This window comes from Pandoraea sp. LA3 (genome assembly GCF_022696215.1).
Classification (GTDB): domain Bacteria; phylum Pseudomonadota; class Gammaproteobacteria; order Burkholderiales; family Burkholderiaceae; genus Pandoraea; species Pandoraea capi.
On record NZ_PTPY01000034.1, the window covers coordinates 225,358 to 236,489 of the forward strand.

The following is an 11,132-nucleotide window of genomic DNA, read 5'->3' on the forward strand; positions in this document are numbered from 1 at the left end:
CGTCACGCGCAAGATGAGGGCAGATGGCGCCGACTCAACTCGCCGCGAACGCTGGCATTATTTCTGACAATGCGGGCAGAAGAACGTGGATCGCTGCCCCTGCACGATCTGACGGATCGTCGTGCCACAGACACGACATGGCTGACCGGCACGATCGTAGACGAAATACTCCTGCTGGAAGTAGCCGCTCTGGCCGTCGCTCCCGACGAAGTCGCGCAACGTGCTGCCGCCCTTCTCGATCGCCGCCGCGAGCACGACCTTGACGGCCTGCGCCAGCTTCTCGGCGCGCGGGCGGGACAACTTGCCTGCCGCCATGCGCGGGTTGATACCCGCGCGGAACAGGCTCTCCGAGGCGTAGATGTTGCCAACGCCCACGACGCTCGTGCCTGCGAGCAACGCCTGCTTGATGGCAACGGTGCGCCCGCGCGTGCCCGCGTACAGCAGCGCGCCGTCGAAGGCGTCCGTCAACGGCTCGACGCCGAGACCGGCGAGCAGCGGATGCGCGAGCACGTCGCCCGCCGAACGGGGATGGAAGAGCACCGCGCCGAAGCGACGCGGGTCGCGATAGCGAAGCGCGCATCGCTCGAAGACGAGATCGATGTGGTCGTGCACACCGGCGGCCGGCAACGACATCGGCTCGGGCATGACGCGCAGCGTCCCGGTCATGCCCAGGTGCACGAGCAGCCAGCCGGGCGCGTATTCGAGCAGCAGGTACTTGCCGCGACGGGTCACGCCGACGAGTGTTTCGCCACGCAAAAGGGTATCGAGCCCGTCGGGTACCGGCCAGCGCAACGCGCCGTTGCGAACGTCGATACGCGCAATACGAGTGCCCGCCACGTGCGGCACGATACCGCGGCGGGTGACTTCGACTTCTGGGAGTTCAGGCATGCCTGCGAACGTTTGCTGAGGATTTAGACTCTATTGTATCGGGCGCGCTACAATCGCTCGAAACCTGCCGTGGATCCCTATGCCGAACACCCGATTCCAGTCCATTCCTGCCGCTGCCCAGACTGCGGCACCCGTGGTTTTGCGCCTGCGTGGCGCCCTGGCCCGCGGGGCGTGGGCCGGAGCCACGGCGCTCGGCGTGACCTGCGCCAGCGCCATCATGGCATTTCTGCCATCTTCGAACGCCTTCGCCCAGACCGCACAGCCGGCGCCGGCTGCTGCGCCTGCGGCCCCGGCCAAGGCAAGCGCGCCGAAGGCTGCGAGCGGTGCGAGTGCCGACGTCGATAGCGAAGACGTCGCCCCGAACGCGAACGTCCCCCGTGAGAAGCTGCCGAACGTCGCGCTCACCAGCGAGATCGTCTTTGAAGTGCTGGCCGCCGAACTGAGCCTGCAACAAGGCAATCTCGCACCCGCCTTCAATACCTACATCGCGCTGGCCAACCGGACGAAGGATCCGCGCATGGCGCGCCGCTCCGTCGAGATCGCGCTCGGTGCGCGCCAGCTCGGCGATGCGCTCGTCGCCGCGAAGCTGTGGCATCAGCTCGATCCGACGTGGCGTCCGGCGTCGCAACTGCTTGCGAGCCTCGAAGTCGGCACCGGCCATCTGGCCGAAGCCGAACCGCTGCTCGTCGACGAGCTGAACAAGGTGCCGGAAGCGCGCCGCGGTCAGGCCATCCTCGAATTGCAGCAGATGATCGCCCGCAGTCCGGAGCGCGCCACGGGCATCGACTCGCTCAAGCGCATGCTGGCGAACGACATGCAGCGCCCCGAAGCGCAACTGGCCATCGCCCGTTCGCAACTCGACGCCGGTGACACGGCCGGTGCGCGCACCTCGCTCGAAACCGCGCTCAAGCTCAAACCCGATTACGAAGCGGCCGCCCTGCTCTATGGGCAGATGGGACCGTCGGAGCGCAGCGGCGCCATCGCCAGCCTGAAAACGTTCCTCGATCGTAATCCGGACGCCAAGGAAGCCCGCTTCGCCTACGCCAAGCTGCTGTTGGCGGACAACCAGCTCGACGCCGCGCAGAAACAGTTCGAGACGCTCGAGAAGCGCTACCCGCACGAACTGTCGACGCTCATGGCATTGGCGCTGCTCAACCTGCACGCCAATCATCCGGCGCAGGCCGAGCAGTATTTGCAGAAATACGCGACGGAAGCCGAACAACAGAACACCGACGGTGCGCAGGCTTACGTCTACCTCGCGCAGATCGCGCAGGACCGCAAGGATTACCCGGCGGCCGACAAGTGGCTCTCGAAGATTCGTGAAGACAGCAACGCCTATCTGCCCGCGCAGATCGGCCGCGCCCAGTTGCTCGCCGATCAGGGCAAGGTCGACGAAGGCCGCGCGCTGCTGCATGGCATCAAGTCGAGCGACCCGCGCGAGCAGCTCGCGCTCAAGCGTGCCGAGTCGGACCTGCTCGTCAAGGCAAAGCGCTATGACGACGCCGAGAAGCTGCTCGCCGTCGAAGTCAAGGATCATCCGGACGATGCGGACCTGCTCTATCAGTACGGCATGGTGGCCGAACTGAACAAGCACTACGACGTGATGGAAAAGGCCATGCGCCGCGTGATGACGACGCAGCCCGAGAATGCACAGGCTTACAACGCGCTGGGCTACTCGCTGACCGAGCGCAATACGCGTTTGCCGGAAGCGCTCAAGCTGCTGCAAAAGGCGTCGTCGCTCTCGCCGGAAGACCCGTACATCATGGATAGCCTCGGCTGGGTGAAGTACCGGCTGGGCGACAAGCAACAGGCGCTGGAACTGCTGCGTCGCGCCTATGGCATTCAGGCGCAAGCCGAAATCGGCGCGCATCTGGGCGAGGTGCTGTGGGAATCGGGCCAGCAGGACGAAGCGCGCAAGACCTGGCGCGAAGCCCTCAAGCTCGATAGCGACGACGATACGCTGCGCTCGACCATGAAGCGTTACAACGTCGCACCGTAATGCATCGAATGCACGGGATGCTCATGACGGTGAAGTCTTCCTTGTCGGCCCGGCTGCCGCGATCGTCCCAACGGTCGCAATGGTCACGGTGGTCGCAGTGGTCGCGCGCCGCCGCGCTCGCGCTGGCATGTTCGACTGCCGTGGTCGCCACGGGATGTGCGAGCCTCGCGCCGCCCACGCCGGTCGAGCCGACTGCGGGCGCGAGCGTCGAACACTATCGCGGCCGCTTCTCGGTGCGCTACGAACAGAACGGCGAGCCGCGCAATACCTACGGCAATTTCGACTGGCAGCAGAGCGGCGACAATGCGACGCTCCAGTTGCTCGACCCGCTCGGCCAGACACAGGCGATCGTGCGTGAAAATCCTCGCAGCGCCTCGCTGGAACTGCCCGGCAAGGCGCCTTTGACCGGTGCGCGTCTCGACGATGTGATGCGTAATGCGCTCGGCTTCGCTCTCCCCGTCGGCGGCATGCGTTATTGGTTGCGCATGCAGGGAGCGCCGGGCTCGCAGGCAAGCATCGAACGCGATCCGCAGACGCAACGTCCCTCGCATCTGAAGCAGGACGGCTGGACGATCGACTATCAGGCGTATTTCGACGGCACGCCGCTGCGCGTCAAACGCGTCGATCTGTCGCGCGAGGTGGGTGGTGCGCCGCTCGCCGTACGTCTCGTGATCGACGAATAAGCGACAGACAAACGCCCGCCCCCAATTCATTCAAGTCGTTTTTGTTCTTGCAACGCCATGTACGAAATCCTGCGTGACTGCCCCGCCCCGGCCAAGCTGAACCTGTTCCTGCATATCGTAGGACGCCGGCCCAACGGCTATCACGAACTGCAAACCGTCTTCCAGTTGATCGATTGGGCCGATACGCTGCATTTCGAGCGGCGCGACGACGCACAGATCGTGCATACGAATCCGCTGCCGGGCGTTCCGCCGGAGACCGACCTGACCGTGCGCGCGGCACGCTTGCTGCAAGCTCACTGCGGTGTGCGCTTCGGGGTGGATATCGGTATCGAGAAGCGTCTTCCGGCCGGTGGCGGCATCGGTGGCGGCAGTTCGGACGCCGCCACGACGCTGCTGGCGCTCAATCGCATGTGGCAACTCGATCTGCCGCGAGAAGAACTCCAGACGCTAGCCCTCAAACTCGGCGCGGACGTGCCGTTTTTCGTCTTCGGCCGCAACGCCTTCGCCGAAGGGCTGGGCGAGCAGTTGCAGGCGGTCGAGTTGCCGCAGCGGCATTTCCTCGTGGTCAACCCGCGCACGCACGTCGCCACCAACAAAATATTTACGGATCCCCTGTTGACAAGGGATACGAAGATCGTCACAATGGCGTTCTTTCTTGAGCACGCCAACAAAAACGTGTTCGAAACGGATGAAATCTTCCGTAACGACATGCAGGCGGTTGTCACTCGAGAATACGCGGAAGTCGCTGCTGTGATTGACTGGTTCAGAACCTTCACCACTGCACGTATGACAGGATCCGGCGCCAGCGTGTTTGCAGCATTCGACACGAAGGTAGAAGCGGAAGCGGCATACAAGCGATTGCCGGAGCGCTGGATCGGTCAAGTGACCACCAGCCTGGCCGAACATCCAATGTTCGCCTTCGCGTAAAAGGGTTTTACTTTGTTGCGTTTCCTACGACGCAGCGAAGGCATCGGTTAGTGTAGGGGAGTCGCCAAGTTGGTTAAGGCACCGGATTTTGATTCCGGCATACGAGGGTTCGAGTCCTTCCTCCCCTGCCAATTTCTCTGTCGTAAAGTCTCAGCATCCAAACGTCCCGCAGGTAGCCAGATGAGTAGTGATAACCTGATGGTATTCACCGGGAACGCCAATCCCGCCCTGGCCCAAGCGGTCGTCGATACACTCGGTATCCCGCTCGGCAAAGCCATGGCCAGCCGGTTCTCGGATGGTGAGATCCAAGTCGAAATTCAGGAAAACGTGCGCGGCAAGGACGTCTTCGTCCTCCAGTCGACGTGCGCGCCGACCAACGACAATCTGATGGAACTGATGATCATGGTCGACGCGCTCAAGCGCGCTTCTGCCGGCCGGATCACCGCTGCCATTCCGTATTTCGGCTATGCCCGTCAGGATCGTCGCCCCCGCTCGGCGCGCGTGGCGATCTCGGCGAAGGTCGTGGCCAACATGCTGCAAATCGCAGGCGTCGAACGCATCATCACGATGGACCTGCACGCCGACCAGATTCAGGGCTTCTTCGATATCCCGGTCGACAACATCTACGCTTCGCCGCTGCTGCTGCAGGACGTGCGCGCGCAGAATCACGAAAACCTGCTGGTGGTGTCGCCGGACGTCGGCGGCGTGGTTCGTGCCCGTGCGCTCGCCAAGCAACTGCATTGCGACCTGGCCATCATCGACAAGCGTCGTCCGAAGGCCAACGTCGCGGAAGTGATGAACATCATCGGTGAAGTCGAAGGCCGTACCTGCGTCATCATGGATGACATGGTCGACACCGCCGGTACGCTGTGCAAGGCCGCACAAGTGCTGAAGGAACGTGGCGCGAAGAAGGTGTACGCCTACTGTACGCACCCGGTTCTCTCGGGCGGTGCCGCAGCGCGCATCAACGCCTCGGAGCTGGATGAAGTGGTCGTGACCGACACGATTCCGCTGCGCGACGACTCGAAGGGCGGCAAGATTCGCCAACTAAGCTGCGCGAACCTGCTGGCCGAGACGTTCTCGCGTATCCGTCGTGGCGACTCGGTGATGTCGCTGTTCGCGGAATAAGCGTTCGGTAAAGTTTTTGCGACGGCGCCTGTGTGGCGCCGTTGTTCTGTCGGCGGGGAGCCTATCCCCGCCTTTGTTGTTCCTGAGACCTGCGTTTTTTCGCGGGATTTTCGGGAAGAAATCGCTGCCTGGTCGCGGGCAGTTCAAGGAGTTGTTATGAAAGTCGTCGCTTTTGAGCGTAATCTGCAAGGTACGGGTGCGAGCCGCCGCCTGCGCAATGCCGGTAAGACCACGGGCATCGTGTACGGTGGGAACGTCGCTCCGCAACTGATCGAACTCGATCACAACGCGCTGTGGCACGCCCTGCGTAAGGAAGCCTTCCACTCGTCGATCCTCGACCTGGAAGTCGCCGGCAAGAACGAACAAGTGCTGCTGCGCGATGTGCAGTACCACCCGTTCAAGCAACTGGTTCTGCACGTGGATTTCCAACGTGTCGATCCGAACAAGCCGATCCACGTCAAGGTGCCCCTGCACTTCCTGGGCGCTGAGAACGCCCCGGCCGTGAAGCTGGCTTCGAACGTGATCAGCCACACGCTGAACGAACTGGACGTTAGCTGCCTGCCGGGCAAGCTGCCGGAATTCCTGGAAGTCGACCTGTCGACGCTGGAAGCCGGCAAGACGGTGCACGCCAAGGACGTCAAGCTGCCCGCCGGCGTGACGCTGACGCTGCACGTCGAGCAAGAAAACCCGGTGGTCGCACAAGCCGTTCAACCGGCTGGCGCTGCTGCTGACGAAGCGGCTGCTTCGGCTGAAGGCGAAACGCCGGCTGCCTAAGCCTCACGCGTTAGCTTTCAGCGGCGACGCTGGACGCAAGACCCGCCGCGACGTCATGTCCGGCGGGTTTTTTTATGGCGGTGCGCATGCCACGATGGCGCGTACCCAGATCCTGATACCGAAATGATCAAGCTGATCGTAGGGCTCGGCAATCCGGGCGCCGAATATACAGCGACGCGTCACAACGCGGGCTTCTGGTTCGTCGACGCACTGGCGCAGCAAAGCGGCGCCTCGCTCACCAACCAAAAGAACTTCCATGGTTACGCGGCGCGGGCGCGCGTTGCCGGACAGGAAGTGTGGTTGCTCGAACCCCAGACCTTCATGAACCGCTCCGGGCAATCGGTCGTCGCGCTCGCGCGCTTCTACAAGATCATGCCGGACGAAATCCTCGTCGTGCACGACGAACTCGACCTGCTGCCCGGCACCGTCAGGCTCAAGCGAGGCGGCGGCACCGGCGGACACAACGGGCTCAAGGACATTGCGGCCCATCTGACGACACCCGACTTCTGGCGCCTGCGCCTGGGCATCGGTCATCCGCGCACGCTGCAACCGGCCGGCAGCCAGCAACAAGTCGCCGACTTCGTGCTCAAGCCGCCGCGCAAGGAAGAGCAGGCGGAGATCGACGACGCCATGTCGCGATCGCTCGACATCGTCGATCTGGTCGTGAAAGGCGAGATGGAAAAGGCGATGATGCGTCTGCACGCGTCACCGGGGAAATAAGCCGGTATCTCGTGTGAGACGGAAGTGAATCGAGCGGCTGGAATGCCGCTCGAATGCTTTCTGGGGGAATCAGGCCGAAACCGTCGCCGTGAGCTCGCTCAGCGAACTCAGGCGGACTTGGCCGCTTGCAGATGGGTGTACTTCTCGAGCAATTGCTCGGGCGTCTCGACGTGCTCCGGATGGATCGGAATGCACTCCACCGGACACACCTGCACGCACTGCGGTTCGTCAAAGTGACCGACACACTCCGTGCATTTGTTCGGATCGATCTCGTAGATCTCGATCCCCATCGAAATTGCGTCGTTCGGGCACTCGGGCTCGCACACGTCGCAATTGATGCAATCCGAAGTGATCATCAGTGCCACTCTAGCCTCACTTTCCCATTACTTTTCAACAACTTACACAAACCTTCACAGAAGGTGAAATTTCACAACTTTCACACGATCCGCTGAAAATTCCTCAACGATTTGCACTCTGCTTGCACGGACAAGCAAAAAACAGCGCTGTACGACGCTATTTTGGCTACCAAGCGCCAAAATCTGCAAATCATTGACTGTACAAAACCACAACCAAGTATTTGCTGCGCAAACAACCGCCAGCTCTGAAATCCGTCACCTGCACTTTGAAGGTAGCACACGGATTTCACTTACTGCACCGCAGGCAAAGTGCAAGTCCAGTGATAGCACGAAAGTGAACTGGCATCAACTTCGCGCTGGCGCGAGTATATGGGAAAATGCCCTGCATAGGTGCAGGCTATAAGCACCGCCACACTACGGGGTTGCCATGGAGCGTTTGCTTTTCCGAACATATCACTTGCATGGCAACGTCCCTCGCTGGTCCTGTACACGCAAGGATTGTAAGGACGGCCGCCTTGTACTAGTGGACAAAAGCCTCCGATATGAGAGTTGCTACGACGCGGAGCAACGTCAAACCCCCGATCATTACGACCCACGTGACGATTTTGGGCGGTATTCGATGGTTCTACGATGCGCTTCTTGCAACGATAAAATTATCGTGACCGGAATTCATGGAACCGAAGAATGGGAAACACCGTTCGGTGAAGATTTCGTGGAGTTGCTGTATCCGAAGTTTTTCCTGCCAGCAGTTCCCATCATCAATATTCCAGACGCATGCCCCAGCTCGATTCGATACGCGCTATACCAAGCGTTCTCGGCATATTGGTCATCCCCCAAAAATTCGGCAAATTCCATTCGTATCGCGCTCGAACACCTGATGGACGAGCAACAAATTCCTCCTAACAATTTGCATCAACGCATCGAGGCCTTTGGCAAAATTCGCCCAGATATCCACGATTTTTTGGAGGCGGCTAAGTGGGTCGGCAACGACGGCAGTCACAAAGGGGAAGTGGAACACTCCCTCGTGCTTGATGTTTTGGAAATGGTCGAGCATGCATTAGAGGTGCTCTACCCCAAAGATGTCTCCGCCCTCCGAAAGAAAGCGCAAGCGATCCGCGAATCCAAAAAGAAAAAAGTGAGTATCTAGAGTGATGCCGTATTACTCTCGTTAGAAGTTTGGCCTGCACTCCTACACACGGAGACGTCCATGAAGCTACTCGCCCTCATTCTCTGCGCTTGCGTTTTCGCTACTGCCACCGCCAAGGAAAAGGTCAACTGGAGCTACACAACCTCGACCGATGTATTAAGGAAGCAGACCGAGGTTACCGCGATCAACATTTCCGCTTTTCGACCAGACGATCGTATTCACCTAGCGAAGGTCGCAGTCGCCCTTGTAGTCACAAAGAAGAAGGACGGCAAGTCTGAGGTGTCAATGGATATTCCGACGCCGCAAAAACTACTCTACTGCCCGTTCCCGAAAGGTTGCGCCATTGCGGCACGCTTCGATGACGGGCCGGTGGTATCACTCAAAGCTTCCAAGCCGACCAATTGGGCCCTCCACATCGTGTTTCAGAAGCCGGACGAGCTGATACGCCAGATCCGAAAGTCGAAAGAGCTGATCGTCGAAGTGCCAATAGAAAAAGACCTGCCCGAGCAGCACATATTTGATCTTAGCGGCCTCCGTGATGATTTGTAGACGGAGCTTTTGAAGGTCGAACGCTGGTTTGAAATTACTGCCCCAGCGCATTGTTTGTATTGTTTGGATTCCAATATGGGGAGACACCACATGCTGAAATGGATTCCAAGATCGCTGATTGCTTCATGCTTGCTGGCATTAGCTGCATGCCAAGCTCCCGGCCCAAAATACAAGAACGTCGGGTCGTACAACGAGGGGCTGGCACCGGTCCAAATGTCCAATGGTCGGTGGGGTTACATCGACAAGAATCAGCGACTAGTGATCCCTGTGAAGTACGAAGATGCGCGAGAATTTCGAGAAGGAAAAGCTGCCGTGCGCATGAACGGGAAATGGGGATTCATCGACCGGCAAGGTCAGTGGCAATAGCTATGACCGGCCACCCTCCACAACACCAACGCGCCAAGGTCAGTGAAGTGGATGGTCGATAGGCGTCTGTTGCCTAATCAGCAACCTTCGGAACAAAGCTTCCGAGATAAACGTAAGGATCTAGATCGAAGGCGTCGTTAAGCTCCCGAGCGTCATACACTTTTACCTTGGGAGAACGCAATGCATCGGTGACCATTGCTAAACGCCACATGGCGTTCGATTGCATTCCTTTGTACTCGTTGCGAGTCAAGAAAAACTGCTGATTGACGCTGGAAGTCCCTTTGACTTCCACATGCAGCATTGTGTCTCCCTTCGAGAAAGCGAAGTCATACCCATAAGGTAGATGCGTCACTCGCTCGCAATCGAAACCGTTCTTCTCGTAGTATTCAATCACCGCTTTTTCGGCCGCCAACTCGACGTTCTTCCGATGCTCAGGCGTACCGAAGCCTTTCAATGGGTCAGTGGTTTCAAGCGCGGGGTCAGGGCAGGAATTGTCACTGGGATTTCGCACGGCAAACGGACGCAACGCCTCAATACGTCCTTCCAACAAAGCAAGAATTCGCTGCTTTGTTTCATTGACTTCGACTTCCGGCCCTTCCAGATAGGAGTATTTGGCTGTGCGGACCGATGTATCTGAAAACGGCAGCATCCGTGACTCGGGAGGGATGAAATATGCTGTTTTGGCCGAAATGCAATACGACCAGTCATAACCCGCTCGATCCGTATCCCCACGTTGCTGGATAAAGTCAGCGGGGGGAGCCAGCCAGTCCCCATAAAGCGTCGCGTTTTCGTACCACCCCACAATATAAATCCCCTTGTGAGCGGGGTTTTTGGCAAGGCAAATTACAGTCCAGCCGTAAGGATCATCGCTTGACGGTGCCGATCCTTTACCTTGCGGTGGCACATAGCAATAGTATGTGCCGTCCTGAGACGGCTTGAAGTTGAACGCCTCATGTCCCCTTCCGCCGTTTCTTTCCCCGTTTTCTACCAACCAAGCGAAATTCCCATCTACGGGACCACCACGGTAATAGTCTGACCAGCCGAATTTAACCCACAGAACTTTCTTCATTTTCTTAAAGGCGTCCATGTAAAAATCGTATCCCTTTCGATCTGGGAACGCAGATTATATCGAGACGAAGTGACTCTGCTTTCACGCACAAAGATGGGGGATGAGCTCTCGGCCAAGTCAAGGGAAGCACAGTCCATAAATAAGGGCATGACAACCCTTACCAACAAAGACAAGAGCGCGTACTTCTCGCAGAAATCACACGCCAAACAACGCGGTATCACATTCAACCTGACGCTTGATGAATGGTACGACTGGTGGATCGCAACAGGCCATTATCACCAAAGAGGTCGTAATCGGGACTGCTATGTGATGGCCCGATACAACGACACTGGACCATACGAGCTAGGCAACATCTACTGCTGCACAGTTCAGGAGAATGACCTGCCCCCTACGAACAGGGCCAGCCGGAGTCTAGTAAAGTTCGTTTTCGGAGAAGAAGACGAACATGAAGAAGCGATTTACGGAACAGCAAATCATCGGGTTTCTGAAGGAAGCTGAAGCCGGGATGCCGGTCAAGGAACTGTGC

13 protein-coding genes and 1 tRNA gene are annotated in these 11,132 nt (G+C 58.9%); 11 read left to right on the forward strand and 3 right to left on the reverse strand.

Features of this window, described 5'->3' with window-relative positions; translation table 11 throughout:
* Positions 1-57 precede the first annotated feature (57 nt).
* The gene (mutM, locus tag C5N93_RS15195; RefSeq protein ID WP_242559915.1) at positions 58-888 is read right to left on the reverse strand and encodes a bifunctional DNA-formamidopyrimidine glycosylase/DNA-(apurinic or apyrimidinic site) lyase; all 831 of its coding nucleotides are present in this window, start codon (positions 886-888) and stop codon (positions 58-60) included.
* Positions 889-967: 79 nt separating this feature from the next.
* On the opposite strand from mutM, the gene C5N93_RS15200 reads away from it, so the two are divergent.
* The 7 genes from C5N93_RS15200 to pth all read left to right on the forward strand — a co-directional run bounded on the left by C5N93_RS15200 (position 968) and on the right by pth (position 7,119).
* On the forward strand, positions 968-2,887 hold the full coding sequence (locus C5N93_RS15200) for a tetratricopeptide repeat protein (RefSeq protein ID WP_242559916.1): 1,920 nt from the start codon (positions 968-970) through the stop codon (positions 2,885-2,887).
* A 23-nt stretch (positions 2,888-2,910) separates the two neighbouring features.
* The gene (locus tag C5N93_RS15205) at positions 2,911-3,570 is read left to right on the forward strand and encodes an outer membrane lipoprotein LolB (RefSeq protein WP_242559917.1); all 660 of its coding nucleotides are present in this window, start codon (positions 2,911-2,913) and stop codon (positions 3,568-3,570) included.
* A gap of 57 nt (positions 3,571-3,627) precedes the next feature.
* Positions 3,628-4,497 (forward strand): 4-(cytidine 5'-diphospho)-2-C-methyl-D-erythritol kinase, encoded by an 870-nt coding sequence (ispE, locus tag C5N93_RS15210; RefSeq protein ID WP_242559918.1) that lies wholly within the window; start codon positions 3,628-3,630, stop codon positions 4,495-4,497.
* Between the two features lie 54 nt (positions 4,498-4,551).
* Positions 4,552-4,628 (forward strand) — tRNA-Gln (locus tag C5N93_RS15215).
* Positions 4,629-4,677: 49 nt separating this feature from the next.
* Positions 4,678-5,625, forward strand: coding sequence for a ribose-phosphate pyrophosphokinase (locus C5N93_RS15220; RefSeq protein ID WP_039395490.1), 948 nt, complete (start codon positions 4,678-4,680; stop codon positions 5,623-5,625).
* Positions 5,626-5,781: 156 nt separating this feature from the next.
* Positions 5,782-6,399 (forward strand): 50S ribosomal protein L25/general stress protein Ctc, encoded by a 618-nt coding sequence (locus tag C5N93_RS15225; protein WP_069340337.1) that lies wholly within the window; start codon positions 5,782-5,784, stop codon positions 6,397-6,399.
* Between the two features lie 123 nt (positions 6,400-6,522).
* The gene (gene pth, locus C5N93_RS15230) at positions 6,523-7,119 is read left to right on the forward strand and encodes an aminoacyl-tRNA hydrolase (protein WP_242559919.1); all 597 of its coding nucleotides are present in this window, start codon (positions 6,523-6,525) and stop codon (positions 7,117-7,119) included.
* 107 nt (positions 7,120-7,226) lie between these two features.
* Here the strand turns inward: pth and C5N93_RS15235 are convergent, their stop codons facing one another.
* A complete protein-coding gene (locus C5N93_RS15235; protein ID WP_242559920.1) occupies positions 7,227-7,484 on the reverse strand; it encodes a YfhL family 4Fe-4S dicluster ferredoxin in 258 nt (85 codons plus the stop codon).
* A 649-nt stretch (positions 7,485-8,133) separates the two neighbouring features.
* Here C5N93_RS15235 and C5N93_RS15240 point away from each other — a divergent pair.
* The 3 genes from C5N93_RS15240 (at position 8,134) to C5N93_RS15250 (ending at position 9,537) form a co-directional block, all read left to right on the forward strand.
* Positions 8,134-8,622 (forward strand): DUF4145 domain-containing protein, encoded by a 489-nt coding sequence (locus C5N93_RS15240; RefSeq protein WP_242559921.1) that lies wholly within the window; start codon positions 8,134-8,136, stop codon positions 8,620-8,622.
* 60 nt (positions 8,623-8,682) lie between these two features.
* On the forward strand, positions 8,683-9,171 hold the full coding sequence (locus C5N93_RS15245) for a hypothetical protein (RefSeq protein ID WP_242559922.1): 489 nt from the start codon (positions 8,683-8,685) through the stop codon (positions 9,169-9,171).
* 90 nt (positions 9,172-9,261) lie between these two features.
* On the forward strand, positions 9,262-9,537 hold the full coding sequence (locus tag C5N93_RS15250; protein WP_242559923.1) for a WG repeat-containing protein: 276 nt from the start codon (positions 9,262-9,264) through the stop codon (positions 9,535-9,537).
* A 73-nt stretch (positions 9,538-9,610) separates the two neighbouring features.
* Here C5N93_RS15250 and C5N93_RS15255 read toward each other — a convergent pair whose 3' ends face one another.
* On the reverse strand, positions 9,611-10,624 hold the full coding sequence (locus C5N93_RS15255) for a DUF3883 domain-containing protein (RefSeq protein ID WP_242559924.1): 1,014 nt from the start codon (positions 10,622-10,624) through the stop codon (positions 9,611-9,613).
* A 427-nt stretch (positions 10,625-11,051) separates the two neighbouring features.
* Between C5N93_RS15255 and C5N93_RS28455 the strand changes: the two genes are divergently transcribed.
* The coding region (locus C5N93_RS28455; protein ID WP_337961915.1) for a transposase at positions 11,052-11,132 on the forward strand (81 nt) is incomplete at its 3' end.